The organism is Desulfotalea psychrophila LSv54, from assembly GCF_000025945.1.
GTDB lineage: Bacteria > Desulfobacterota > Desulfobulbia > Desulfobulbales > Desulfocapsaceae > Desulfotalea > Desulfotalea psychrophila.
The window spans coordinates 931,622-957,538 of the sequence record NC_006138.1; the positions used below are offsets into that span (position 1 = coordinate 931,622).

General features: G+C 49.0%; 21 protein-coding genes. 11 read left to right on the plus strand and 10 right to left on the minus strand.

Annotated features, from left to right (window positions below):
• The first annotated feature begins 139 nt into the window (after positions 1-139).
• From alaS to DP_RS04245, 8 genes are all read left to right on the plus strand, one after another.
• Positions 140-2,788 (plus strand): alanine--tRNA ligase, encoded by a 2,649-nt coding sequence (gene alaS / locus DP_RS04210; protein ID WP_011188073.1) that lies wholly within the window; start codon positions 140-142, stop codon positions 2,786-2,788.
• A gap of 300 nt (positions 2,789-3,088) precedes the next feature.
• On the plus strand, positions 3,089-3,520 hold the full coding sequence (locus DP_RS04215; protein ID WP_011188074.1) for an ATP synthase F0 subunit B: 432 nt from the start codon (positions 3,089-3,091) through the stop codon (positions 3,518-3,520).
• Entirely contained in the window at positions 3,517-4,245 is a 729-nt protein-coding gene (locus DP_RS04220) for a F0F1 ATP synthase subunit B family protein (protein WP_011188075.1), read from the plus strand. The genes DP_RS04215 and DP_RS04220 overlap by 4 nt, the downstream gene beginning before the upstream one ends.
• Complete coding sequence (locus tag DP_RS04225; protein WP_011188076.1) at positions 4,245-4,790, plus strand: F0F1 ATP synthase subunit delta; 546 nt, start codon at positions 4,245-4,247, stop codon at positions 4,788-4,790. The genes DP_RS04220 and DP_RS04225 overlap by 1 nt, the downstream gene beginning before the upstream one ends.
• Positions 4,791-6,314 (plus strand): F0F1 ATP synthase subunit alpha, encoded by a 1,524-nt coding sequence (atpA, locus tag DP_RS04230; protein ID WP_011188077.1) that lies wholly within the window; start codon positions 4,791-4,793, stop codon positions 6,312-6,314.
• A gap of 18 nt (positions 6,315-6,332) precedes the next feature.
• Entirely contained in the window at positions 6,333-7,205 is an 873-nt protein-coding gene (gene atpG, locus DP_RS04235) for an ATP synthase F1 subunit gamma (protein WP_011188078.1), read from the plus strand.
• 51 nt (positions 7,206-7,256) lie between these two features.
• Positions 7,257-8,672 carry a F0F1 ATP synthase subunit beta gene (gene atpD, locus DP_RS04240; protein ID WP_011188079.1) on the plus strand — a complete coding sequence of 472 codons (1,416 nt, stop codon included), beginning with the start codon at positions 7,257-7,259 and terminating at the stop codon, positions 8,670-8,672.
• Between the two features lie 55 nt (positions 8,673-8,727).
• Complete coding sequence (locus DP_RS04245; RefSeq protein WP_011188080.1) at positions 8,728-9,144, plus strand: F0F1 ATP synthase subunit epsilon; 417 nt, start codon at positions 8,728-8,730, stop codon at positions 9,142-9,144.
• 1,752 nt (positions 9,145-10,896) lie between these two features.
• Here DP_RS04245 and DP_RS18180 read toward each other — a convergent pair.
• The 5 genes from DP_RS18180 to DP_RS04265 form a co-directional block, all read right to left on the minus strand.
• Positions 10,897-11,037, minus strand: coding sequence for a hypothetical protein (locus DP_RS18180; RefSeq protein WP_162096627.1), 141 nt, complete (start codon positions 11,035-11,037; stop codon positions 10,897-10,899).
• Between the two features lie 164 nt (positions 11,038-11,201).
• On the minus strand, positions 11,202-13,841 hold the full coding sequence (gene mutS, locus DP_RS04250) for a DNA mismatch repair protein MutS (RefSeq protein ID WP_011188085.1): 2,640 nt from the start codon (positions 13,839-13,841) through the stop codon (positions 11,202-11,204).
• 4 nt (positions 13,842-13,845) lie between these two features.
• Positions 13,846-14,328: an HIT family protein gene (locus DP_RS04255; RefSeq protein ID WP_228130167.1), complete on the minus strand. Its 483-nt coding sequence runs from the start codon at positions 14,326-14,328 to the stop codon at positions 13,846-13,848.
• Between the two features lie 23 nt (positions 14,329-14,351).
• Positions 14,352-14,849 (minus strand): metallophosphoesterase family protein, encoded by a 498-nt coding sequence (locus DP_RS04260; protein WP_011188087.1) that lies wholly within the window; start codon positions 14,847-14,849, stop codon positions 14,352-14,354.
• A 142-nt stretch (positions 14,850-14,991) separates the two neighbouring features.
• Positions 14,992-16,002 carry an alpha-hydroxy-acid oxidizing protein gene (locus DP_RS04265; RefSeq protein ID WP_041277612.1) on the minus strand — a complete coding sequence of 337 codons (1,011 nt, stop codon included), beginning with the start codon at positions 16,000-16,002 and terminating at the stop codon, positions 14,992-14,994.
• A 250-nt stretch (positions 16,003-16,252) separates the two neighbouring features.
• Here DP_RS04265 and DP_RS04270 point away from each other — a divergent pair, with 250 nt between their 5' ends.
• The 3 genes from DP_RS04270 to epmA all read left to right on the plus strand — a co-directional run bounded on the left by DP_RS04270 (position 16,253) and on the right by epmA (position 18,224).
• A complete protein-coding gene (locus DP_RS04270; protein WP_049785004.1) occupies positions 16,253-16,630 on the plus strand; it encodes a rhodanese-like domain-containing protein in 378 nt (125 codons plus the stop codon).
• Between the two features lie 123 nt (positions 16,631-16,753).
• Entirely contained in the window at positions 16,754-17,317 is a 564-nt protein-coding gene (efp, locus tag DP_RS04275) for an elongation factor P (RefSeq protein WP_011188090.1), read from the plus strand.
• Positions 17,318-17,321: 4 nt separating this feature from the next.
• Positions 17,322-18,224: an EF-P lysine aminoacylase EpmA gene (gene epmA / locus DP_RS04280; RefSeq protein ID WP_011188091.1), complete on the plus strand. Its 903-nt coding sequence runs from the start codon at positions 17,322-17,324 to the stop codon at positions 18,222-18,224.
• Between the two features lie 175 nt (positions 18,225-18,399).
• Here epmA and DP_RS04285 read toward each other — a convergent pair whose 3' ends face one another.
• The 5 genes from DP_RS04285 to lgt form a co-directional block, all read right to left on the minus strand.
• Entirely contained in the window at positions 18,400-20,235 is a 1,836-nt protein-coding gene (locus tag DP_RS04285; RefSeq protein WP_156792206.1) for a YgiQ family radical SAM protein, read from the minus strand.
• 84 nt (positions 20,236-20,319) lie between these two features.
• Positions 20,320-21,762: a sodium:proton antiporter NhaD gene (gene nhaD / locus DP_RS04290; protein WP_011188093.1), complete on the minus strand. Its 1,443-nt coding sequence runs from the start codon at positions 21,760-21,762 to the stop codon at positions 20,320-20,322.
• A gap of 143 nt (positions 21,763-21,905) precedes the next feature.
• Complete coding sequence (locus DP_RS04295) at positions 21,906-24,065, minus strand: SulP family inorganic anion transporter (protein WP_156792207.1); 2,160 nt, start codon at positions 24,063-24,065, stop codon at positions 21,906-21,908.
• Positions 24,066-24,177: 112 nt separating this feature from the next.
• Positions 24,178-24,780: a carbonic anhydrase gene (locus tag DP_RS04300; protein ID WP_011188095.1), complete on the minus strand. Its 603-nt coding sequence runs from the start codon at positions 24,778-24,780 to the stop codon at positions 24,178-24,180.
• A 312-nt stretch (positions 24,781-25,092) separates the two neighbouring features.
• Positions 25,093-25,911, minus strand: a complete 819-nt coding sequence (gene lgt / locus DP_RS04305; protein WP_011188096.1) for a prolipoprotein diacylglyceryl transferase — start codon at positions 25,909-25,911, stop codon at positions 25,093-25,095.
• Between the last annotated feature and the right edge of the window lie 6 nt (positions 25,912-25,917).

Here is a 25,917-nt window from a genome sequence, read left to right on the forward strand (position 1 = left end):
TCTATTACATCATGTAGAAGGATTAAAACACTGTTGTTTGCAGAATGTTTCTCTATCCATTTTAGTTTTAGAGGCAACGGTCTGTTTTCTCTGCAAGCTCAATATTCTAGATTAAAAAACTGCCGATAAAAGACACGCTATGAAAGGAAATGAAATTCGCTCAAGGTTTTTGGAGTATTTTAAGGGTAACGGTCACACCGTTGCTGAAAGTTCTTCATTAGTTCCCAAGGATGATCCCACTCTGCTCTTCACCAATGCGGGGATGGTGCAATTCAAAAGGGTTTTTATGGGGGATGATAAGAGAGGATATGTCCGAGCTGTTACCAGTCAGAAATGTGTTCGGGCAGGAGGAAAACATAACGATCTGGAGAATGTAGGTTATACAGCTCGCCATCATACCTTTTTTGAGATGTTAGGTAATTTTTCCTTTGGAGATTATTTCAAGGAGGAGGCGATTCGCCTTGCCTGGAATTTTCTTACCGTGGAGCTTGGTCTGCCAGCTGAGAAGATGTGGGTTTCCGTCTTTGAAGATGATGATGAGGCCTTCGCCCTTTGGGAGAAGGTAGAAGACCTGCCCAAGGGACGTATTGTTCGTCTCGGTGAGAAGGATAATTTTTGGGCCATGGGTGATACCGGACCCTGTGGACCATGTTCTGAAATTCATATTGATCAGGGGGTGGGCTCCAGTCCCTGTGATAATCCCAACTGTGCCGTTGGCTGTGACTGTGATCGCTTTCTTGAGCTGTGGAATCTCGTTTTTATGCAGTTCAATCGGGCGGAAGATGGTTCACTGACAGCTCTTCCCAGGCCAAGTATTGATACGGGTATGGGGCTTGAGCGGGTTGCTGCTGTGCTCCAGGGTAAGTTCAATAACTACGATTCTGATCTCTTTGCGCCCATTATTGCCGTCCTTGAGGATATTTCCGGAGTGAAATATGGGGCAGCTGCAGATACTGATACGGCTATTCGGGTTATTGCCGATCATGCCCGGGCGACCAGTTTTCTGGTGGCCGATGGCGTTTTGCCTTCCAACGAGGGTCGCGGCTATGTGCTTCGTCGTATCATGCGTCGTGCCGTTCGCTATGGCAAGAAGCTGGGTCTTGAAAAGCCATTTATGGACCGGGTTACCAAGGCTGTCTGTGCCGAGATGCAAAACGCTTATCCACAACTTGTGGCGACCGCTGCCCTTCTGGAGAAGGTTGTCAACAACGAGGAGGAGCGTTTTCGTGAGACTCTAGAGCATGGTCTTGTGCAGCTGGATGAGAAGATCAGTCAACTCCTTACGAGTGGTGGAGATGCCGTTATTGACGGCCCCTTTATCTTTAAGCTCTATGATACCTTTGGCTTTCCCTTCGATATTGTTCGCGATATTGCTCTGGAGCGTGGGGTCGGTTTTGATGAGGCAGGTTTTGCCACAGCCATGGCTGAGCAACGTGCCAAATCCCGTGCCTCCCGAAAGGGTGAAGGCGTTAAGCTCCACGACGAGGGGGTCAAGGCCCTGGCCGATGCTGGCAAAAAGGCAGAGTTTCTTGGCTATGAGGGACTTGAGGCAGATTCCGTGGTGGAAGGTTTGCTCTCCGAGCAGGGCAGTGGGGTTGAAAAACTTGTCGCCGGTGAAAAGGGTAGAGTCTTTGTGGCGGCCACTCCGTTTTATGCCGAGGCGGGTGGGCAGATGGGTGATAGAGGCTCTGTGCGCTGGCAAGGTGGGCAGGCATCTGTCTATGCCACCCAGGCCGAGGGCACGGGGCTGATCCTTCATGATCTCTTGGTGGAGGAGGGTGAGCTGAGCCTGGGGCTTGAGGTGACTCTTCAGGTGGATGATGAGGAGAGAAAGGCAACTGCCTCTAACCATAGTGCAACTCATCTCCTGCAGGCGGCGCTTATCTCCGTTTTGGGTGATCATGTTAAACAGTCAGGTTCTCTGGTTGGTCCTGAACGATTGCGCTTTGATTTCACCAATTTTTCTCAGCTAACAGCTGCAGAGATTGCCCAGGTGGAGACCCTGGTCAATGAGCAGATACGAAATAATGCCGTTATAGCAACGGATGTTCTCTCAAAACAGGAGGCAATTGCCGGTGGGGCCACGGCTCTCTTTGGGGAAAAATATGACGATGATGTACGTGTTGTCTCCATGGGCGATTATAGTAGGGAGCTTTGCGGTGGCACTCATGTCGGGGCAACGGGCGAAATTGGTCTCTTTGTTATTCTGTCGGAGAGTGGTATTGCCGCTGGTGTGCGTCGTATAGAGGCCTTGACAGGCCGCGCAGCCCTTGCCTATGTCCAGGGTCGTCTCTCTACGGGTAATGAGCTTGCAGATCTCTTGAGCTGTAAATCAGGCGATCTGGTGCCTAAGGTTGAATCTTTGCTGACTGCTGTTAAGGAGGGTGAGAAACGTGTTGCCCAACTTGCAGGTCAACTTGCCAGCTCCGGTCTGGATGATCTGTTGAATAATGCCCTGACCGTTGCCGGGATAAAGGTTGTTGTGGCTGAGGTGCCTCTGGAAAATGCCAAGGCCCTGCGTGAGCTTGGTGATAAGGTCCGGGATAATCTGGAGAGTGGCATTGCTGTTATTGGTGGTGCTGTTGGTGGTAAGGTTGCCCTTCTTGCCATTGTTACCAAAGATCTGGTAGATAGAATTCAGGCAGGACGGATCGTCAGTGAGGTTTCCGGAATTGTTGGTGGAAAAGGTGGTGGCCGTCCTGATATGGCTCAGGCTGGCGGTACCATGCCAGATAAGCTCAGCGAGGCAATAGCCTCTGTTCCAGCAATTATCGAAGCGATGCTGTAAAAGGTAGCGCGCGGTATCTCTTTTGATGCGATCGCTTGAAGAAAGCGTATTTCCGCAGGTTTTTCTGCCTAACTTATTGCTAAACGGGGAATATCCTGATTAAAAATGAGTTGACAGGCGGTCGCATTTGCAGTAAAAAAATTCTATTATCTTGACTCGTTGGAGTCATTATACCCACCTAACACGTAGTAAGGTTGTGCAGTTTCACCTTGTATGCGGTCATCGTTCATTCTTGAATCGTTAGAATGGATGTTACGTTTTTTTTTGTTTGTTATCTTAGCTTATTGGGGGAGTGATAACATGATTACAATGGATATTACTTTGGTAATTCAGATTGTTAACATGGTTGTTCTCATGTTTCTGCTGAACAAAGTTCTTTACAAACCTGTAAAGAAAATTTTGGCGGAGCGATTTGAAAAGTTGCGGGGTATGCGCGGCGAAATTTCGAAGTTTGAAAAAAACGCGAGTTTGCGTCAGAGTGACATGAATGCAAAGATGACCGAGGCCTCAGGAAAGGCCAAGGTTGCTTTGGACTCTGCTCGTGCAGATGCACAGGCCGCAGGCGATACAAAGCTTGCTGCAATTAAGGCTGAGGCTGACTCTGTAAAGGAGAAGCAGCTTGCCGAGGTCAAATCTCAAATTGAAAGTGCCAGGGCCGGTTTGCAAACAGAGCTCTCTCTCTTTGCAAGGGATATGGCAGGTAAAATTTTGGGGAGGAGTTTAAAGGCATGAAAGAGAATATAAAACGTGTTCTGCCATTTTTGCTGGTATTGCTTTTTGCCTTTGCTCCTCTCGCTCTTGCCTCAGCTCCAGTTGATGCTCCGGCTCCAGCTGATGCTCCGGCTGATGCTCTGCCTTCTGCTAAGGTTATTTCTGCTCCAGCCGATGCCGGTGTTATTGAAGCGGTAGAACTGGAACATGCAACCGTTACTGGTGCCCATGATGTAGCGGTAGCCCATGTCGCTGACAGCCTCTCCCATGAGAAGTTGATGGATCTTTTCTGGCGAGTGTTGAACTTTGCCGTGTTGATGGCCATCTTGATCAAGTTTGGGGCAAAGCCTATTGCTAATGCTCTTTCCGGTCGTCAGCAGCGGGTGAAGTCTGAAGTGGAGGATCTTGAGGCCCGTCGCATTGTTGCCGAGAAAGAGTTTCGCCAGTTTGAGGCAAAGCTTGCCAATGTTGAAAAGGATATTGATAGCATTGTTGATAAGGCCGTTGCCCAGGCCGAGATTGAGAAGGCTAAGATTCTAGAAAGAGCCGAGCAGGCGGCAGCAGATATTCAAAAATCTGCTGAGCAGGCAATCCAGAATGAGATTGCCAACGCTAAACGTAGCCTGAAAAACGATGCTGCTGATCAGGCCGCTGTTATGGCAGAGGAACTTATTGTTAAGCACCTCACCGCTGATGATCAGGTAAAAATTGTTGAAGATTATTTAGCTAAAGTGGGGGCCGTGTAATGAAACAGACAATCCTCGCACGAAGATATGCAAAAGCTGTCTTTTCCATAGGCGCCGATAGTGGCAAATATGGGGAGTATAATGATGCTCTTCAGGCTGTTGCAAATCTGTATATGACCAACCCCGATGTTGTAGATGCTCTAACCAACCCTCTTTATCCTTTAGAACTTCGTGAGAAGGTGATGGTAGGAATAGTAAAGTCCATGGACATTGATGCTGTAATGAGCAATTTCCTCAATCTCCTCGTTGAGAAAAAGCGTGCGGAAATTCTTCCAGAGATAGCAGAAGAGTTTCAGGCCATGGTTGATGATGCTCAGAATCTGAGCCATGGAAGCGTGATTTCAGCCGTTGAGTTGAGTGAAGAGTTACAGGGGAAAATTCAGCAGACATTAGAAAAGCTAACCGGTAAGAAGGTGGAGCTTACGACCAGTGTCGATCCATCAATCATTGGTGGTATTGTGGCCAAGGTAGGTGACTTGGTGCTGGACGGTAGCATTAAAACACAACTTGCAGGTTTAAAAGAATCCATTAAGGGGAGAGAATAGATGCAGATTAAAGCCGAAGAAATCAGTCAGATTATCAAAGATCAGATCGGAGACTACGAGACAAGTGTAGATCTGAACGAGACTGGTACCGTTATTTCTGTTGGTGATGGTATCGCCCGTATCTATGGTGTACAAAATTGTATGGCAATGGAGCTTCTTGAATTCCCTAGTGGAATTATGGGACTTGCCCTGAACCTTGAGGAAGATAACGTTGGTTGTGCAGTACTCGGTAGTGTTCAAGGTATTAAGGAAGGCGATATTGTTAAGCGTACCGGTAAGATTGCAGAGGTTCCTGTAGGACCTGCAATGTCCGGCCGTGTTGTTGATGGTCTTGGCAAGCCTATTGATGGCCAAGGTCCAATTAACTCTGATCTTACCTCTAAGATTGAAGTGGTGGCTCCAGGTGTTATTGCCCGTAAAGGTGTGCATGAACCATGTTACACCGGTGCCAAGGCAGTTGATGCTATGACCCCTGTTGGTCGTGGACAGCGTGAGCTGGTGATCGGTGATCGTCAGATTGGCAAGACTGCCCTCTGTGTTGATGCAATTATTGCCCAGAAGAACACTGACGTGCACTGCATCTACGTAGCAGTAGGCCAGAAAAAATCTACCGTAGCCCTTGTGGTGGAAGCCCTGCGTAAGCACGGTGCCATGGAGTACACCACCGTTGTTGCTGCCTGTGCCTCTGATCCTGCCCCAATGCAGTATATTGCCCCCTTTGCCGGTTGTTCCATGGGTGAGTACTACCGTGATAATGGTCAACATGCCCTGATCATCTATGATGATCTTTCCAAGCAGGCAGTTGCCTATCGTGAACTCTCCCTGCTTCTTCGTCGTCCACCGGGACGTGAGGCTTATCCGGGTGATATTTTCTTTAATCACTCCCGTCTGCTTGAGCGTGCCTCCAAGGTAAATGATGAGCTTGGTGCCGGTTCTCTTACTGCCCTGCCAATCATTGAAACTCAGGCCGGTGATGTTTCTGCCTTTATTCCTACCAACGTTATTTCTATTACCGACGGTCAGGTGTATCTCGAGCCAAACCTCTTCTTCTCCGGTGTTCGTCCAGCGGTAAATATTGGTCTCTCTGTATCCCGTGTTGGCGGCTCTGCCCAGTGTAAGGCGATGAAACAGGTAGCAGGTACCCTGCGTCTTGATCTTGCCCAGTATCGTGAGCTTGCCGCTTTTGCAGCCTTTGGCTCTGATCTTGATGTTTCAACCCAGGCTAAACTTACCCGTGGAGAGAGACTCGTTGAGATCCTCAAGCAGCCACAGTATCAGCCACTACCAATGGAGAAGCAGGTAACTATTCTCTACGCTGGTTCTACAGGTCATCTTGACTCACTTCCTATTGGCAGCTTGGCAGCCTACGAGGCAGATCTCTATGACTATCTTGAGGCTAATGAGCCATCAGTCTTTACCGATCTGGTAGCCGAACAGGCCTTCACCGATGGAATTAAAGAGAAACTCAATAAGGCACTGACCAGCTTTGGTGAAACGTTCAAGGCAATCAAGGGTCTTAAATAATCAAAGAAAGGTCACGATATGCCGAGTTTAAAAGAAGTTAAAACAAAGATCACAGGTGTAAAGAAGACATCTCAGATTACTAAGGCGATGAACATGGTCGCTGCCTCAAGGTTGCGTGGTGCTCAGGATAAGATGGAATCCTTTCGTCCATACGCATCTAAGTTTAGCGAGGCTATGTCAAATCTGTCCGGCGGGGGAAATACCAATGCCTTTCCTCTGATGGATGTCCGTGATGTTAAAACGGTGGAGCTTATTGTTGTTACCTCCGATCGTGGTTTATGTGGTTCCTTTAATGCCAATGTTGTGAAGCTTACCGAAAAGAAGATGGCTCAGTATCGGGCTGAAGGAAAAAAGGTAAGTCTGATCTGTATTGGCAAGAAGGGATATCAGTTATTGAGAAAGAGTGGCGCCGTTCGTGAGAATTATTCAGACATAATGGCTCATTTTTCTATAAATAACGCCCGAGAAATTGCATCTGATGTGGCGGATAACTTTCTCAAGGGAACCGCTGATAAGGTAGAGATTATTTATGGTGCCTTTAAGTCCGTTGCCGTTCAGGCCCCGGTTGCCGAGGATCTTCTGCCTATCCAACCCGTTGTCAGCAGTGAGCCTGCGGGCGAGCAGACCATGTCTGGAGACTATATCTATGAACCTTCCAGTGAAGAGATCATGGATGCCATGCAGCCACTCTATCTCAACGTGCTCGTCTATCATGCCATGCTTGAGGTGGGTGCCTCTGAGCATGCTGCCAGGATGACAGCAATGGACAATGCAACCACAGCATGTCGAGATATTGTTAGTAATTTGACCATTGTATACAATAAGGCTCGCCAGGCCGCTGTAACAAATGAGTTGATGGACATCGTTGGCGGCGCAGAAGCTCTTAAATAGAAATTAACTGTTTTACGGATAATCTAAGACTTTGAGGAGGGGTAAGTCCCTATGAGTGAGCAAAAAATTGGAAAGATTACACAGGTTATTGGACCTGTTGTAGATGTTGAGTTTGAGCCGGGCCAGCTGCCTAATATTCTGAATGCCTGTACTGTGACCAATCCTGGTATTAATGACGTCCCGGATAACCTGGTTATCGAGATTGCTCAGCATTTAGGTGATAACGTTTGTCGTTGTATTGCTATGGACCAGACCGATGGTCTTGTTCGTGGCATGGTTGTAAGAGATACGGGCCTGCCTATCACCATTCCTGTCGGTGAGGGTGCTCTTGGTCGTATCATGAACGTTGTTGGTCGTCCCGTGGATGGACTCGGTCCCATTCCGGCAAAGACAAGCATGTCCATTCACCGTGATGCGCCACTTTTTACCGAGCAGGACACCGAAGTGCGTGTTCTTGAAACCGGTATTAAGGTAATTGATCTCCTTGTTCCATTCCCACTTGGTGGAAAGATGGGGCTCTTCGGTGGTGCCGGTTGTGGTAAGACCGTTATTATGATGGAGATGGTTAATAATATTGCCATGCATCATGGTGGTATCTCTGTCTTCTGTGGTGTTGGAGAGCGTACCCGTGAGGGTAATGATCTCTACAACGAGATGAAGGAGTCCGGTGTTCTTCCTAAGGCTGCCCTTGTTTATGGTCAGATGACAGAGCCTCCGGGAGCACGTGCCCGGGTTGCCCTGACCGGTCTTACTGCTGCTGAGTATTTCCGTGATGAAGAGGGGCAGGATGTACTGTTCTTCGTGGATAATATCTTTCGTTTTACCCAGGCAGGCTCCGAAGTTTCTGCCCTCCTTGGCCGTATTCCATCTGCGGTAGGTTATCAGCCTACCTTGGCAACGGATCTTGGTGCCCTGCAGGAACGTATTACCTCCACCAACAAGGGTTCTATTACTGCTGTTCAGTGTGTATATGTACCGGCGGATGATTTAACCGATCCTGCCCCTGCTACCACCTTTGCTCACCTTGATGGTACCGTTGTTCTTTCTCGTCAGATCTCTGAGCTTGGTATCTACCCTGCCGTTGATCCGCTGGATTCAACCTCTCGTATTCTCGATCCGAATGTTATCGGTGAAGAGCATTACGACGTTGCCCGTGGTGTCCAGGTAAGCCTGCAGAAGTACAAAGATCTTCAGGATATTATTGCTATTCTTGGTATGGATGAGCTCTCTGAGGAAGATCAGCAGTTGGTTTCCCGTGCCCGTAAGATTCAGCGATACCTGTCGCAACCATTTACCGTTGCCGAGGTATTTACCGGTATGCCTGGTAAATTCGTTAAGGTTGCCGATACTGTTCAGGGCTTCAAAGAGATCCTGGAAGGAAAGCACGACGCACTCAACGAGAACTCCTTCTATATGGTTGGTAGCATTGACGAAGCTGTTGCAAAGGATGCTGCATCTAAGGCGTAAATTCATCGTCCCTGCTTTCGGGCAGGGATAAAAAATAGTTTGAGAGGTCAACTCCATGGCACAACAAATTAATTTAGAGGTGGTTACACCTTCGGGGTCGATTATTAACAAGGATGTTGATATTGTTAACGCTCCCGGTAGCGGTGGCGACTTCGGTGTCTTGGCCAATCACGCACCTCTTTTGTCAACTATCAAGATAGGCGCTTTGACTTATGAGATCGGTGAGGAACGCAATACCCTGATGGTAAGTGGTGGGTTTTGTGAAGTTTCCAATAATAAAATTACCTTTCTTGTGGAAAGTGCTGAAGCAAAACAAGATATTGATACTGACAGAGCGATGAAGGCCAAAATAAGAGCTGAAAAGCGCATTGCCAAGCATGGTTTGCCGAGCGATGAGGCTTATAGCGATACCCGCGCTGAAGCTGCACTTCACCGTGCACTTATTCGTCTCCGGGTGGCACAGGGACTCTAGTCCTCCCGCCGCTTGTCAAGGGGGCCTCTCTTCGAAAGAAGAGAGGCCCCCTTTTTTTTTGTTTACTACGCTATTATTACAAAAAATAACTGTCCTCTCTTTGCCGGGCTGATTCTGTCTACCACCTCCAACACCTCTTGTGTTGTGCCTTTCTCCTCCAGCTGGAAACGCCCATAAGGTCTTCTCTGGCTTTTGTTGTTGTCCTTCCGTAAGTAGCTAATCCCTGATATCTTTTTTGAATCGAGGTATGACGGTGTAGTAACTGTCCGTCATCGTTATTTTTTTATTTGCAAGGCCATAAAAGGTAAGTTTTGGGTTTTTCGAGCAATATACATATGTATAAAGCCTGAAAACTTGAGTATTCGAGCAATGGATGTAGACAGGCCAAATACTTGAGAAGAAGGCCTATCTACGGGCAGGCGCGGCCGCAAAAGGTGAATCAGGCTTCGCTTTTGTAGGCAAAGAGCCTGTCTATGGGCGCTGAGAGGGGAAGCAAGGAGGAGCAGCCTATTTAGCCCTGGTACAGGGTAAAGGTTAAACCTTTGGGTAAAGTCGTTTCCTTTACCCGTGCATTATCCAGATGTTGAGCACAGAGCAATATTTCACCAAAAGAACAAATTGGCATCACGACCCTCGATCGAGTTTCCCGGGTTCGATGGTGGTCACCGGATCGTGGCTTGCCAGCCACACTGGCCAAAGGGGGAAGCGTTCCCCCCTTTGCACCCCATGCCGCCCCGGCCCAGTTGCCAATCCTCACTCTCGTTTCAGCTTTCGCTAAGGTTGCGAACGGGCTCCTAGACACCGCTGGCAGTTCTTCCTGACCTGCTCACCGCCATCACTCCGTTCGGGCAACCGAGAGGGGGGAGGGGCCACCTCCATCCTCATACGGTCGTATGCAAAATGTTGAAATGACGATGCTCAGCTCCGTGCCAATGGGGATCGCCCAAGCAAACATCGGTGCCATTTAATAAAATTGGGGGCTTCGCTCTCAGAGAAAAAAATGATACGAATACTAGTAAGATATAGCGAGCATTTAAGTCTTACTATGCACTAGTGCTCTGTAAAACTTTATCCACCGTATATTGTTTGCCCTTTTCTCGCGCTGACTTCGTTTCTCATTCGGTCACATAGCGCTGCTAGCATTCGTGCCTTGTAGCGCACCAAAATGGCTCAACAATATTTACGATATCTAAAGCTCTGCAAAGCAATGGAAGTAAGCTTGGAGCAAAGATGCCTGTTGTGGCCGAAAGAGAGTAGGGAAAATCGAGTAAGCGAGCAATATATGTATGGGCAAAGGCCAAAACATTGAGGGGACGGGTCATAAACAAACGGACAAAGCCCAAAAACTCGAGAAGTCGAGCAAGATACAGATGTATAAAGCCCGAAACTCCGAAGAAAGAGACAATATACAAATGTATAAAGCCTCAAACACCGAAGAAAGAGACAATATACATATGTAGACGACCTGAAAACTTGGGTAGTCGAGCAATGGATGTATAAAGCCTGAAAACCCCAGTAGTGGAGCAATGGATGTAGACAGGCCAAATACTTGAGAAGATGGCCTATCTGTGGCCAGGCATGGCCGCAAACGGTGAATCAGGCTTCGCTTTTGTAGGCAAAGAGCCTGTCTATGGGTGCTGAGAGGGAAGCAAGGAGGAGCAGCCTATTTAGCCCTGGTACAGGGTAAACCTTTGGGTAAAGTCGTTTCCTTTACCCGGGCATTATCCAGATGTTGATTTCATTCATTTTCTTTTACTCAAATGCGAACCAGTAGTATGGCTTGATCATACGACGGTAGTATGGCTTACGACGAAAGAAAGGAGCCCTGCCACTACGGCCTTCGGCGGTGCGCCTCAAGCCCCACGAGAGTTTGAGATGGCTACGCTCAAACAAGTTAAACTCCTTTATCGCAAATTTTTCCGGTGCTCAGCTCCGTGCCAATGGGGATCGCCCAAGCAAACATCGGTGCCATTTAATAAAATTGGGGGCCTCGCTCTCAGAGAAAAAATGAGACGAATACTCGTAAGATATAGCGAGCATTTAAGCCTTACTATGCACTAGACGGTCATCTCCTTTAGGGCGTAGAGGGCATCAAGTGCCTGTCTGGGTGTCAGCTCGTCTAAATCCATTTCCCTGATCTTTGTCCGTATCTCGTCGGTCGGAGGGGCAAAGAGGGAGGGCTGGTGGGGCTTGTGCTCGCTCAGCTCCTTCTGAGGCTGCCCTCCTACCTTTTCTCCTGCTAGAAAATCTCCGGATTCAATGCTGTGCAGTATTTCATGGGCCCGTTCCACCACCTGGGCGGGGACGCCTGCCAGAGCCGCCACCTGAATACCATAACTGCGGCTGGTACCACCCTTTATCAGCTTATGGAGGAAGATAACGCTCTTCTGCCACTCCCGTACAGCGATGGAGTAGTTCTGTATCCGTGCATATCTGCGGGCCAGATCGGTGAGCTCGTGGTAGTGGGTGGCGAACATGGTCTTGACTCCGATACCGTCTTTTTGCACCAGGTGTTCTGTTACAGCCCAGGCGATGGAGAGACCATCGTAGGTGGATGTACCCCGACCGATCTCATCGAGGATAACAAGACTGCGCGGGGTGGCATTGTTGAGAATATTGGCGGTTTCACTCATCTCCACCATAAAGGTGGATTGGCCCCTGCGTAGGTCATCCATTGCCCCGACCCGGGTAAATATTCGGTCAACAACCCCGATTCGGGCGGAATCTGCGGGTACATAGTAGCCCATCTGGGCCATGAGGACAATGAGGGCCGTTTGTCTCAGTACCGTGGATTTACCGGCCATATTCGGGCCGGTGATAACCAGAATTTCATTTTCAGCCTGATCAAGATAGACGTCGTTGGGGACGAACTTTCCTGCCGGTAGTGATCTCTCGATAACGGGGTGTCGTCCCTCTCGTATCTCCAGGCTGCCATCGTCTCTGATCTCGGGTCGGTGATAGTTGTACTGCTGTGATACTTCGGCGGCCGAGGCATAAAAATCAAGAAGGGCCAACTGGTGAGCTGTGGCCAGAAACCTGCTGGAATGGCTGGCAAGCTCATTTCGGACAGTGGCAAAGAGCTGATACTCCAGTTCTAGTCTGCGATCTTCGGCGCCCAGGACCTTGGTTTCAAACTCCTTCAGTTCAGGGGTGATAAATCTCTCGGCATTGACCAGGGTCTGCTTACGAATATAGTGTTCCGGTACCCGAGAACTCTGGGCCCTGCTCACCTCGATGAAATAGCCAAAGACCCTGTTGTAACTCACCTTGAGCTTGGCAATCCCCGTTCGTTCCCTCTCTTTGGCCTCCAGATCAAGAATGAGTTTCTTCCCATCCCGGAGGAGAACAATGATCTCATCAAGCTCGGCATTATAACCTTCCCGAATGAGGTTTCCCTCTCGTATATTTGTCGGTGGGTCTGGGTGGATGCTTTTATCCAAGAGTTGGTGCAGGTCTTCCAGAGTATCAAGTGTCTGCTCGATCTCTATCAGCTCATCGGTATCGCATTTTCGTAGCTCTGTCAGCATTTCAGGCAGGCGGGCCAGAGACTGTTTCATGGCCAGCATATCGCGGCCATTGGCCGAGCCCAGGGTGATCCTGCTGTTGAGTCGTTCTATATCATAGACCTGATCGAGCAACTCTCTGATCTGGTGACGTGCCTCTGAGTTGTTAAAAAAATAGCCCACTGCGTTGAGGCGGCGGAGGATTCTTGCCCTGTCCTGAAGGGGAAAGAGGATGGCCTGTTTGAGAAATCTGGCCCCCATGGGCGTTGTGGTCAGATCAAGGACGGAGAGCAGGGAACCGCTTCGGTTGCCACCGACAATTGTCTGGGTAAGTTCAAGGTTACGCCGCGAAGAGTCATCTATTTGCAGGATGGCATCGAGTTCCAGGCGGCTCAGCTTCTCTATATGGTGGATGGCAGATTTTTGGGTCTCCTCAATATAGTCGAGGAGTATGGCCGCGGCGATCTGTCCCTCGACAAGGGTCTCACATCCAAATCCATCCAGACTGATGACGGCGAAATGTTCAAGCAGCTTTTCATGCGATTGGTCAAAGTCAAAGAGGTGGTGGGGGCGCGGGGTTATACAGAGGCCGGGGATGAGGGTGGTGGCAAGATCGATGGTCTCGGCAAAGTCCTCTAGCTCCTCTTCTGAGACGAGCAGTTCTGTGGGGGTGAGGCGGGTCAGTTGGTCGAGGATATCTGCCTCACCATCGCTCCCGGCAAAATCGGCAACGATGAACTCACCGGTGGTAATATCAAGAAAGGAGAGACCATAGCGGTTGTTTTTTCCCCTGCTAATGGCCGTGACAAAGTTATTGCTCTTGGCATCGAGGAGTTGATTGTCTGTGACCACTCCGGGAGTGACTATCTGCACCACCTCTCGTTTGACAATACCTTGGGCTGTACTGGGATCCTCCACCTGTTCACAGATTGCTACTCGCTTGCCCGCCTCTACCATCTTTGCCAGATATCCCTGCAGGGCATGGTAGGGGATTCCGCACATGGGTATTTGAGCACTGTCCGATTTCTTATTGCGGGAGGTGAGGGTGATACCAAGAATCTTGGAGGCGGTGATGGCGTCCTCAAAGAACATCTCGTAAAAATCTCCCATTCGGTAAAAGAGGATGGTATGGGGATGTTGTTCTTTGAGCTTAAAGTACTGCTGCATCATCGGGGTTATTTTTAATTTTGGCATAGTCTTAGGCAATTTCTTGGGTTTGTTCTATTTTTTGAAATTCTGGTAGAAGGATATTAAATGTGTCTTCGATATGCTGGGGTATTGTCCTTACCTCGGCCAGGGTGGTCATAAAATTATGATCGCCCTGCCAACGGGGGATGATATGAAAGTGGAGATGATCGGCGATACCCGCTCCGGCACAGGCACCAATATTGCAGCCAATATTGAGCCCAGCAGGCGAGAAGAGCTGTTTGATAATAGCGGCGGATCTTTTCACCATGAGCATAAGGGCATAACTCTCCCCATCGCTGAGTTCGGTGAGGCAGGCGATATGGCGTATGGGGGCAACAAGCAGATGGCCGTTTGCGTAGGGGAAGCGATTGAGCAATACTATCACCTCGCTGTCCCGATAGAGAAGCAGGCTGTTTGGGTCATAGGGGCAGTTTTCGTCGGGCTCAAAGAGGCAGCCCCTGACCTTCGGCGCCTCTCCTAAAACGTGTTGCATGCGCCAGGGTGTCCAGAGAGTTTTCATGATCTTGGTAAGTCAAAAATTTTAGCTGTTATTCCCGTTTTCGAGGTGGTGGCAATGGCATAGGTGCCGGGAGCTCCATAGCGCCCCGTGCCCTTGAAGCTTCCGGGATTAATATAGAGGGTTGAGGCCACTCTGTGGCAGAGGGGATTATGGGTGTGACCATAGATAATGCAGTCTGCTTCGGGGTATTGGTCAAAGAGTCTCTCTTCAATATTATGGCGTGGCCCGTTTGCTCCATGGCAGAGGGCAAAGAGGAAACCGTCTACCACAAAGGTCTTCATCTCCGGCAGATCCGCTTTTGTTCTGGAATTGCAAACATTTCCACAGACAGCGTGGACCTCTTTGCCTCTAAAGGCCTCCAGAATTGTCATGTCGGTGAGATCTCCTGCATGGACAATGATATCGCAGTCGGCAAAGGCTCTGGCCGTGTTGCGATTAAAGTCTGCCGTGGGGGCAGTGATATGGGTATCGGATAATATGCCAATTATTGTCATGCTCTTCCTTCTTTAACTTGTCCTTGGTTTTTCCAGCCTCTGCTTGCCTTCACTATAATACCCCTGACGGATAAAGAAATAGCGCAGAGGAGACTCTTGGTCTCTTTTGCGCTATTAATAAATGCCCTCTCTTTTTTAAACGCTATCTGCGAATGATGTTTGGCGAGACACTTGCGGCAGCTGCTGTTCCGGTGAGGGTCATGGCCTGTTTGAGTTCGGTACTCAGCTGGTCGATATACTTTTCTACACCTGCTTGCAGGCCACCGACGGCAGCGACAGAAAATGGTCTGCCGATCATTACCGCATCGGCCCCGAGGGCGAGCATTTTGAGGACATCTCCACCGGTACGGACTCCACCATCGACAAAGATGGTCATTCTGCCCTTAACCCGTTCTGCTATTTCAGGCAGTACCTCGGCGGTACCGGGGGTGTGATCCAGTACCCGACCGCCATGATCGGAGACGACAATGGCCTCGCAACCTGCCTCGAGGGCAAGTTCGGCCTCGTCCGCAGTCATTACTCCCTTGAGGACGAATTTCATTCCCGTGCTCTTGATGATCTCAGCAAGCTTTGCCGGAGTCTTGGCAGAAACAGGTCGTCCCTGCAGGCGGAGGGTGATAAGACCGGCCGCATCAATGTCCATGCCGATGGCCAGGCAGCCGGTGGCCTTGGCCCCGGCGAGCTTTGCCAAGAGCTCTTCATCATCCCAGGGCTTTATAAATGGAATGGCCTCGCCGTCCGCAGCCTTGATAGCCGCAAAACCTTCCTGGTGGATGACCTCCGGTACCCCGTCGCCGGTACAGCCGATAATTGATTTTGCCCGGCAACCGTTGACAATTGCTCGAACATAATCTTTTTCTGAGATTGCTCCGCCCATATTATAGGAGATGCCGCCGATGGGGGCCGCAAGTACGGGCAGGGCCATTTTTCTGCCGAGTATGGTAACGCTGGTATCGGGCTCCACCACATCGTGGAGGAGGCGCATATTAAATTTTACCTCGGCCAGGGCTTCGAAATTACTCTTGAAAGACGATCCTGTCCCCAGCCCGCCCATGCCCGGCACTTCACCTGCACATGCTCTACCATTACAGGCAGGGCATACCCGGCACTGTTTTCCCATGAGCTTTCTAGCCCTATCTCTGACTTCTTTCATTTTTTTTCCTCTGTATATGCTGCGGATAGGTGATGAACGAATAATTTCCAATCTCTTAATTTTGGCAGAAAATCGGATTTCTGTCTATCTGTTTATCGCCAGATCAGGCAAAATATAGCATTCATTTCCTTCTTAAGGCCTGAGCTGGCTCCGGAGCAGAGATCTTTTGTTTGAGCTTTAAGCCTTTTCTGGGTATGTTTTTGCCCTAAACTTGTTTTCACTGTTAATAATTACGCTAAGGGCTGTAGGAATGACGAAAAAAGTACTCTTTTTTTTGCTTTTCCTGGGTTGTTCACTCACCGAGGGATATGCAATGGGAATAGATTATAGTGTGGAGGAGGCTCATGCCCTTATTGGTGATGATGCCATTGTTTGGCTGGATATCAGGGAGAAGGGTGAACTTGTGTCCCTGCCCAAACTTGACGTTGCCCGGCATCTGCCCCTCTCTCATTTTAAGGCAGGATTTGCTCGCTTAAATATTGACAGGGAGACAAGGATCTTTCTCATCTGTCGGTCTGGAAATCGCTCAAAGCGCCTGCAGAAAACCCTGTTGAAAGAGGGGTATATCAACACGGTAAATATTCTTGGTGGCATGCGTGCCTGGCGGAAAAAATATCCCCGGAACTAGGCTGAAAGCTACCATCCTTGCTTGCGATGATGCTCTTTAGCAGGTATATTGGCTTGTTTAAGGTAAGAAACTCTACGTTGCTGCGTGCAATGTTAATAGATACAGCAAAAATGGAGAATAAAGATGTTAAGTGCTTCTGATTTACGTAAAGGCCTGAAATTAGATATTGAAGGCAGCCCATATATTATCATTGATTTTGATTTCTCAAAACCAGGTAAGGGCCAGGCCCTTTATCGCTGCAAGATGCGTAATATGATTACGGGTAATCAACTGGTTAAGACCTATCGTTCCAGTGATAAGTTTGAAAAGGCCTCCCTTGAAGAGCGTAAGATGCAGTTTCTTTACAGCCAGGGAGAGGAGTACCACTTCATGGATAATGAGAATTATGATCAGCTCTTTATAACCAAAGATATGTTGGGCGATAATATTTACTTCCTTCAGGATAACATGGATGTAGATGTACTCTTCTTTGATGAGAAACCTATAGATATTACCCTGCCTATCTTTGTTAATCTTGAGGTAACCCGGGCTGACCCATGGGTTAAGGGAGATACCTCTGGTACCGATACCAAGCCTATTACCGTTGAAACAGGATATCAGCTTCAGGTTCCCCCCTTTGTTGAGCAGGGCGATAAGATCCAGATTGATACCCGTACCGGTCAGTATGTAACTCGAGTAAAGCAATAAGACTATGTTGGTAAACGCAGGTTTGCATACTCGTGCGGCCTTTCTGCAAGCTATTCGTGCCTTCTTTTATGAGCAGGGGTTTCTGGAAGTGGATACCCCTGTTCGTTCTCCTGTACTGATTCCGGAAAGTACCATCGAACCTATCTCCTGCGGCGACTTTTTTTTACAGACTTCTCCTGAGTTGTATATGAAGCGCATACTTGCCGCTGGTAATGAGAAGATCTTTCAGATATGCCCCTGTTTTCGCAAAGGGGAACGAGGTCGTCTGCATGCAGAAGAGTTTACCATGCTGGAGTGGTATCGGCTGGATGAGGACTATCACGCCCTGATGGCGGATTGTCAGCAGCTCGTTAGCTACCTGGCAGAGGCCCTGCAGGCTCATACCTCTGAGCTGGGGCGGATAGACCGTGCCTATCTTAACGGCTCATGGCAGAGGCTTACCGTGGCCGAGGCCTTTGCCCTCTGGAGTCCCATAGAGCTGAAGCAGGCCATGGCCGATGATATCTTTGAGGAGATGCTGGTGGAGTATATTGAGCCTCGTTTGGGGATCGACTCGCCCACATTTCTCTATGACTACCCTGCCTCCATGGCCTCTCTGGCCCGTCTTTCCGCAAGCAATAGCGAGGTGGCCGAGCGCTTTGAGCTCTATATGCACGGTATTGAACTTGCCAACGGATTTTCTGAGTTGACCGATGAGGTGGAGCAGGAGATGCGTTTTAAAGAGGAGCTTGCCGCAATAAAACGAGAAGGTCGCTGGCAGGCGACCCTTCCCGTAAAATTTTTGCAGGAGCTGGCAGGTCTTGATAAGGCAACGGGCATAGCCCTGGGGCTTGATCGTCTTCTTATGCTCTTTCTGGGCAAGGAGAGTATCGCCGAGGTGGTCAGCTTTGCCGAGGTGGACTTCTAGGGGCCTGTTGGAAAACATGAACATCTTGCATCTCAGCTTCAGGCCATCTATGACTGCTTCTCAATCGCAAAATCCTCGATGTAGCCCTGCTACGTCTGCGGTTTTGTTCAATCGGCGCAGCCAAATCTAACCCAAATCTGAGCACAACTCTGCCCATATTATTTTGTGACAGACCCTAAAAACCTTTTTTACCCTTGCCCGGTTTTCTTGAAAATTTTTCAGAGACCTGTACCTTCGATTTCTTCTTGTCAAATTCCCTGCTTAACACCTCTTTTTCCACGATATTTCGCTGTGCCTTTCTCTCCGAGATGTTTTTCGGGACAAAGAGGCTCTTCTTGCTCTGTGGATGGCGCTCTGTCACATACATTGCCGTGGAGATGGTGCCCGGGGTGGGGGTGAAATCCTGAAATGCCCGTACCTTGAGATCGAGCTTTTTTAGATCTTCGGCCAGACATTTGGCATGTTTGAGGGTGGAGCCAGGGTGGGAGGTAATAATATACGGGCTTATATAGATCGGTTTTTTTCTTTTCTTGGCAATTTCCCTGCATCTCTCGATAAAACGTACCAGGAGGTCATGGCTCTCCTTATGCATAAGGGTGAGTACCTCGTCGTTGGTATGCTCTGGCGCGATTTTTAGGGCCCCGGGGGTGTGCTCGGCGATGATCTTCTCCATCAGACGTGGTGTCTTCAGGAGCAACTCCATGCGCATACCCGAAGAGACAAAGAGATGTTTTACTCCCTTGAGTGAGGAGACATCTTTGAGCAGACGGAGGAATCGTTCCTCGTCTATTTCCAGATTGGGACAGGTCTTAGGGAAGAGACAGTCTCGTTTGTTACAACCGCCAATGCGACACTTGGTACCATAGAGATTGGCGGTGGGGCCGCCCAGATCACTGATGGTGCCGTGAAAATTTTCTTCTTCTGCGATGAGCTTACATTCCTTGACAATAGAACGATGGCTACGGCTTACTATTTCAGCTCCCTGATGGCGGGTGATGGCACAGAAGGAGCAATTACCGGCGCAACCACGGACAATGGTTACAGAGTCCTTGATCATCTGTAGGGCCGGGATGTTTTTTTGGCTCTTATGAGAGGTGCGGAGAAAGGGGAGGGCGTAGACTGCATCGAGTTCACTTTCACTCAGGGATTTGGCCGCTGGGTGTTGGATTATCCACTGGGATTGCTGCTTCTGCAGTACCGTTTGTCGGGATTGGGCCCGGGCGTGGTTGTCCACGGCTATTTCTGCATCGAGAAAGAGTCCAGTTTCCTTCTCTATTTCGGCAAGAGATGGCAGAAATAGAAACTCTCTGTTGTTAGTCCTTTCACCTGCAAGGGTCGGTAAATGTTCGTCGAGTTCCTTTTCGGTGAAACGTTGGCAGGTACCTCGGATGCCGTCAAGGGTTATCCCCTCTTCGCAGCGCTGAGCAATTTCTTTGATCGCTCTCTCTCCCATCCCAAAAATAATGAGATCTGCCTTGGCATCGGTGAGGATAGAGGCGCGGAGTTTATCCTGCTTGTAGTCGTAGTGGACAAAGCGACGGAGGGAGGCTTCAATTCCACCGAGGACAATGGGGCAGTTTTTATAACAGCTCTTGGCCAGGGCCGTATAGATAATAGAAGCGCGATCTGGCCTGCGTCGGTCAGATCTGCTTCGATTATCTCCACGCCAGGGATTTCCATCGGGGGAGTAGCTGTCGCTATTTCTTACCCTGCCGCTTGAGGAGTAGTTGGCAACAACAGAGTCCAGGTTGCCAGCTGATATACCACAGAAGAGGCGTGGGGTGGGGTACTGTGCAAAGTCCTGAGGACTGTCATAACGGGGTTGGGAAAGAATTGCCACTTTGTAGCCTTGATCTTCAAGGACTCTACAGATAATGGCAATACCAAATGATGGATGGTCCACATAGGCATCGCCAGTGATCAAAAGTACATCAATTTCGTTCCAACCCCTTTGCTTGCACTCCTGCCATGATAATGGCGGGAGAGACGATTGTAAGGGCTGCTGAGACATGATTGGGTTTTGTGGTGGAGTGTGATTCTGGAGGATGGGTGGTGAGGAAATGTGTTGTTTCCTCACCACCTGTTTGTGATGCTACTACATGAATACTTCCATGTAGTGGGAGTTTACCCAGAGGTGGGTAACGATGGAGGCTGCATAGCCAAGGGCGATGACAGGGGTCCATTTGAGATGTGCGGCAAAGGTGTAGACACCTCGGGCAGATCCCATAAGGGCAACACCTGCAGCAGAGCCGATGGAGAGAAGGCTACCACCAACTCCGGCGGTAAGGGTTACCAGCAACCACTGTCCATGGGACATCTCTGGCATCATGGTCAATACAGCAAACATGACGGGGATGTTATCGACAATAGCAGAGAGCATACCGACGATGACGTTTGCGTAGGTTGGTCCCAAATCCAGGTAGAGGAACTGGGAAATAAGGGCAAGATAACCAAACTGTGAGAGACCGCCTACACAGAGAATAACACCGTAGAAGAAGAGGAGGGTATCCCACTCTGCCCGGGCAATTTTCTTAAAGAGATCAAATGGATCAGTTTTGGCGTGGTGTGTCTCTTGAGAAAGTGGGTTATCATCAATGGCAATGCTCTTTTGTTCTCTCTTCTTGATGTAATAGGAAAAAAGACCGAGATAGCCAAGGCCGAGCATCATACCGGCGGCAGGTGGCAGTCCCAGGAAGTTGTGAAAAGATACTGCGGTGATAATGGTGGCGAGAAAAAGAAAGATAATTCTTATTGCCCCGAACTTCATGGGGTAATGCTCGTCACTTGCCTCAGGAATTCCTTTGCCAATGGCAAAGTTCATGAAAAATGCAGGTACAAGCCAGTTCACCAGTGATGGGAGGAAGAGGACAAAAAATTCCTGGAACTGAACAACGCCCTTCTGCCATACCATCAGAGTGGTAATGTCACCAAATGGACTGAATGCGCCACCGGCGTTTGCGGCAATAACAATATTGATACAGGCAACGACAACAAACTTCTTGTTCTTACCACCAACGGCCATGGCCACAGCACCCATGAGGAGGGCAGTGGTGAGGTTATCGGCTACGGGAGAGATAACAAAGGCAAGAAAACCTGTTATCCAAAAGACGGCACGTAGAGATAAACCGCGACTTACTAACCATGATCGAAGTGCTTGGAAGACATTACGCTCATCCATGGTATTGATATACGTCATTGCCACCAAGAGGAAGAGGAGCAACTCTGCATATTCAAGTATGTTGTGACGGATTGCCGTTTCGGCGGCATGGTCATAGCCCATGGCCTTAAAGGTCACTGCAACGCAGACCCAGATGATACCTGCTGCCAGGAGAACGGGTTTGGATTTACGTAGGTGTAACTGTTCCTCAAAGATAACTAGGGAGTAAGCTCCTACAAAGAGCAAAACAGAAAAAATACCGAGGCTTGAACCAACAAGGCTGTGGGTATCGGGATGAGCACCTGCTGCTGCACCTGCGCTTGCAAACAGAGGTGTTGCCATGGCTAAGAATAAGCCAGTAAGACCTAATACTTTCTTCATCTAATTTGTTCCGTAATAGTTGAACTGGAAAATAAAAACACACGAGACCACAAAAACAGTCGTGTAATTTAGCAAATATGATGAAAAAGTACAAGCTTGTTCGGAAATAGCCGACCGATGATCTGGTCGGCTAGGGGATTTGTCTAATCGGCATTGGGCAGGTATTGGGTTAAAGGACAGTCATCACAACCATCTGACGGTAAGTCTGGTAGCTGGTGTATTATTTTTGTGATGGCGCTAACGGCGGATTTACTATCGGCATGAATATATTCTGAGCCGATTTTGTCGTAGAGGCCGGTTCGTACCATGACATCGACCACTTGGCCCTTCAGGCCACAGATGGCAAAGCCTAGGTTGGCACTTCTCACCCGCTTGTAGAGCATATCCAAGGCCTCTTCACCCGATGCGTCCATGTCGTTTATGCCGCGGGCATCGAGGAGGATATAGCGGAGCTCGGGTTGTTCCATCCGGAATTTTTCTACCTGTTCATCCAGATAACTGGCGTTGGCAAAAAAGAGGGCACCGTCAAACCGAACAACAGAGATATGTTTACAACCTCGCAAACGGTAGTAATCAGCATTGGCCAGTACACGTTCCTTGTTCAGGGAGAGGCGGGCAACGACTGGTCGCATGGACTTGTAGAGGAAGACCGTCATGGAGAGGGCGACGCCGACCATAATACCCTTGTCGAGGTGGGGGGCAAAGTAGAGGGTTACTATAAAGCTAATGATAGAGATGAGGCCATCGTACCACTGGGCTTTCCAGGAGTGAATAAAACCCTTTACATTCAGGAGGCCAACAACGGCCATCATGATGACGGCGGCCAGCACGGCCTGGGGCAGGTGGTAGAGGAGGGGGGTGAAGAATATCAGGGTGATCAGTACCACCACCGAGGTGATTACCGAGCTGATGCCGGAAACAGCTCCGGCTCCAAGGTTTACCGCAGATCTGGAGAAGGAGCCGGAGACCGCATAACTGGAGCCAAAGGAACCGACGATATTGGCCAGGCCCTGGCCAATGAGTTCCTGGTTGGGATCTAGTTTCTGGCCTGTTTGGGCAGCCATGGCCTTGGCAATAGCAATAGCCTCCATAAATCCCAGCAAAGAGATGATAATCGCCGTGGGGAGGAGTTTGGTAAATGTTTTGATGCTGACATCAGGGGTAGAGAGAGAGGGGATACCGGCCGGGACCTTGCCGATTACTGCTCCGCCGCTCATAAACTTCAGTTCATCGGGGTTCAGCTGGGACCTGCCCACATTTAAGCGCCATGTCTTGCCATCGCTGTTTAAGCCTGCTGGTACTTGGTCCTGCAGGTAGAGTCTTAGGCCACTGGCCTCCTTAATACCGACAAATTTTGCATGACGCAGGTCATAGCGAATGGTAGCAGACCTCTTTTTTAGTTCAGCAATGAGGGTGTTCATTATGGCAACATCGGTCTTCAGTTTTATTAGTGCTATTGTTTCAAAATCCGTTGTTTGCCGCTCTTGTTCCTCGTCTACCTTGATACCTATGGTGGAACGTTTATCACCCACCAGGGTGATCTCTTCAATCAAATTGTTAAAGGTTTTTATATTTTCTTGTATTTCAGTGTTGTTAATCCTGTTTATACTGAGATGTGTATCACTGTTAAATCCTGAAAAATAGGAGATAATAGTCGCCAGGCCAACTGCCACCAGGACGTTGGGGATGCGGGGGTTTATCTTTTTCAGGACTGCCATAATAACAATTGCTGATATACCGAAGATAAGGGTGGGGATATGAGTATAGTCCAGGGCTGCTTGGAAAACTCGGATAATTGTCTCATAGTGATGCGTTGCCTTATCAACAGAAACACCAAATAATTTAGGTAGTTGGGAGGTGGCTATGATGATTGCCGCTGCATTGGTGAAGCCGTTGACCACCGGATGGGATAAGAAGTTTACCACCAGACCAAGTCGAAGGATACCAAGCGATAGTTGAAAGAGGCCAACTGTGAGGGCCAGGGCTATGGAGTAGGCGATAAATTCTGTAGATCCAGCCGTTGCCAGCGGTTCAAGGGCTGCTGCTGACATAAGTGAAACAACGGCTACCGGGCCTGTTGCCAGCTGTTTACTTGAACCAAAGAGAGCTGCTACCATGGGGGGCAGGAATGCTGCATAAAGTCCATAGTAGGCAGGTAGGCCTGCAAGCTGGGCATATGCCATGGACTGGGGGATAAGGACCAGGGCCACGGTGATGCCGGCCAGCAGATCAATTTTAAACTTACCACCGCTGTAATCGTGGAACCACTTCAGAAAAGGAAACAGCTTTGTTGCTATATTCATATTACACACCTTGTATGGGTTGTCTTCTTGTTAAGGGAACTCCTTGAAAAAAATTATTTTCCTTTAAATATCAAATGGGTTTGCTATTTAAGGAAACATTTTTCAAGCTCTCCTACAGTTCAAGAAATTCAACTTTTCCGGTGGTGAGATCATAGTATGCTGGTACAACCTTTACCTTTCCCTCCAGAACAAGGTCGCTGATGATGGGTTCTGATTCACGGATGAGATCTGCCATTAAAAGGGCGACCTGTTGGGCGGCGTTATCAACTCTTCCCCCTTCCATCCCCTCTACGGTCTTGAGGGCGGTCTGGATTGCCGGAACCAAGGAGGCCATATGGCCACCAAGGTTTGTGCCCTTGGCTACAGCAGTAACTGCCCCACAGTTAGAGTGGCTCATGACGATAACAAGTGGAGTGTGGAGATGACAGATGGCGTATTCAATGCTTCCCATGATTTGGTCATTGACGATGTTTCCGGCTACGCGGACGACAAAGAGGTCTCCTAGTCCCAGGTCAAAGATATGGACCGGTGGAACTCGGGAATCGGAGCAACAGAGGACAGTTGCCATGGGTTCCTGGCTGTAGTTGAGCTTGTCCCTGCTTTCCTGACAGAGATTGGGATGTTCGAGGGCGCAGCAGCGAAAACGGGCATTGCCCTCCTGTAAAATTTCCAAAATCTCATCGGCCGTGGGCCTTTTCTGGGTTTCCATTGGCATGTAGATATCTCCTCATTCAAAAAAATTAAAAAGTATAAAAGTATAAAATATACTGAAAGTTCTTGATCTCGTTCATATCATACATCTGCCTGTTTGAAGGGGTAAAACTCAGGCAATTTAGCATGCTTTAACTCAAAGCGGAAAATGGTAATAAGTCAAGGAAAAACTTGTTTTAAGGCGCTTATTCGCCTAAGGAAAGAGCAGTGATATCAAGGTGAAAAAGGTTGTATATCTGTTGCGGAATGGTCGCAGGAGGGCCGAGGAATGGCCTGTTAGGCCAGCTCTTTTTGCCCTCCGTGCTGAGCTACTTTTTTACAGGGCTGTGGCCCTCTTTTTTTGGTGAATTCGCCAGAACCAGAGGGTGAGGCCACAGAGGATCATTGCTCCACTGAGTAATTGGCCCATGGTGATATGGGCCACGATAAAGCCCAATTGCGGATCAGGTTGGCGAAAATTTTCGATGATTATGCGGAATAGGCCGTAAAGGCAGAGGAATAGAGAGAGTATCGTCCCATGTGGAGTAAGGCTGTTCCTTTTCCACGGCCTGTTACGAAGGCTCCAGAGAATAATAAAGAGGATAAGGCCTTCAAGCAATGACTCATAAAGCTGGGAGGCGTGCCGGGGTAGTGGCCCACCGTTTGGGAAAATGATTCCCCAGGGTTGTTCGGTGACCCTGCCGTAGAGTTCACCGTTGATCAGGTTGCCAATTCTGCCCAGGCCCAGGCCAATAGGGATAGTGGCCACATAGACATCAGCCGTCGCCCAGAAGTCTATCTTCTTGATTTTGCAGAAGATGAGTCCCCCCAAGATCAGGGCAATGCAGGCACCGTGAAAAGACATTCCTCCATGCCAGGTTGCAAGTATTTCCAGTGGATGTTGCAGGTAGTAGGACAGGTTGTAGAAGACCACATATCCCAGTCTGCCACCCAGTATCACACAGAGAATGAGAACAGTATTTAAATTATCAAAGTTCTTTTCAAGCTGGGTAAACTGATGCCTTTGTATTTGCTGACGTACCAGAAAATAGGTGGCAAAAAAGCCGATAACATACATGAGCCCGTACCAGCGAATGCTGATAGGGCCAAGGCTCATGATGATGGGATCGATGGGTGGCAGGGTGTAGTAGGACATGGTCTC

Excerpts from the sequence above, each read along its gene's own strand:
- DP_RS04265 (WP_041277612.1), bottom strand. The coding sequence starts at position 16,002 with ATGAAAGAAGTCAGAGATAGGGCTAGAAAGCTCATGGGAAAACAGTGC.
- DP_RS04215 (WP_011188074.1), top strand. The coding sequence starts at position 3,089 with ATGATTACAATGGATATTACTTTGGTAATTCAGATTGTTAACATGGTT.
- DP_RS04255 (WP_228130167.1), bottom strand. The coding sequence starts at position 14,328 with ATGCAACACGTTTTAGGAGAGGCGCCGAAGGTCAGGGGCTGCCTCTTT.
- DP_RS04270 (WP_049785004.1), top strand. The coding sequence starts at position 16,253 with ATGACGAAAAAAGTACTCTTTTTTTTGCTTTTCCTGGGTTGTTCACTC.
- nhaD (WP_011188093.1), bottom strand. The coding sequence starts at position 21,762 with ATGAAGAAAGTATTAGGTCTTACTGGCTTATTCTTAGCCATGGCAACA.
- DP_RS04285 (WP_156792206.1), bottom strand. The coding sequence starts at position 20,235 with ATGTCTCAGCAGCCCTTACAATCGTCTCTCCCGCCATTATCATGGCAG.
- DP_RS04225 (WP_011188076.1), top strand. The coding sequence starts at position 4,245 with ATGAAACAGACAATCCTCGCACGAAGATATGCAAAAGCTGTCTTTTCC.
- mutS (WP_011188085.1), bottom strand. The coding sequence starts at position 13,841 with ATGCCAAAATTAAAAATAACCCCGATGATGCAGCAGTACTTTAAGCTC.
- epmA (WP_011188091.1), top strand. The coding sequence starts at position 17,322 with ATGTTGGTAAACGCAGGTTTGCATACTCGTGCGGCCTTTCTGCAAGCT.
- DP_RS04260 (WP_011188087.1), bottom strand. The coding sequence starts at position 14,849 with ATGACAATAATTGGCATATTATCCGATACCCATATCACTGCCCCCACG.
- DP_RS04220 (WP_011188075.1), top strand. The coding sequence starts at position 3,517 with ATGAAAGAGAATATAAAACGTGTTCTGCCATTTTTGCTGGTATTGCTT.
- lgt (WP_011188096.1), bottom strand. The coding sequence starts at position 25,911 with ATGTCCTACTACACCCTGCCACCCATCGATCCCATCATCATGAGCCTT.
- atpD (WP_011188079.1), top strand. The coding sequence starts at position 7,257 with ATGAGTGAGCAAAAAATTGGAAAGATTACACAGGTTATTGGACCTGTT.
- DP_RS04245 (WP_011188080.1), top strand. The coding sequence starts at position 8,728 with ATGGCACAACAAATTAATTTAGAGGTGGTTACACCTTCGGGGTCGATT.
- atpA (WP_011188077.1), top strand. The coding sequence starts at position 4,791 with ATGCAGATTAAAGCCGAAGAAATCAGTCAGATTATCAAAGATCAGATC.
- efp (WP_011188090.1), top strand. The coding sequence starts at position 16,754 with ATGTTAAGTGCTTCTGATTTACGTAAAGGCCTGAAATTAGATATTGAA.
- DP_RS04300 (WP_011188095.1), bottom strand. The coding sequence starts at position 24,780 with ATGCCAATGGAAACCCAGAAAAGGCCCACGGCCGATGAGATTTTGGAA.
- alaS (WP_011188073.1), top strand. The coding sequence starts at position 140 with ATGAAAGGAAATGAAATTCGCTCAAGGTTTTTGGAGTATTTTAAGGGT.
- DP_RS04295 (WP_156792207.1), bottom strand. The coding sequence starts at position 24,065 with ATGAATATAGCAACAAAGCTGTTTCCTTTTCTGAAGTGGTTCCACGAT.
- atpG (WP_011188078.1), top strand. The coding sequence starts at position 6,333 with ATGCCGAGTTTAAAAGAAGTTAAAACAAAGATCACAGGTGTAAAGAAG.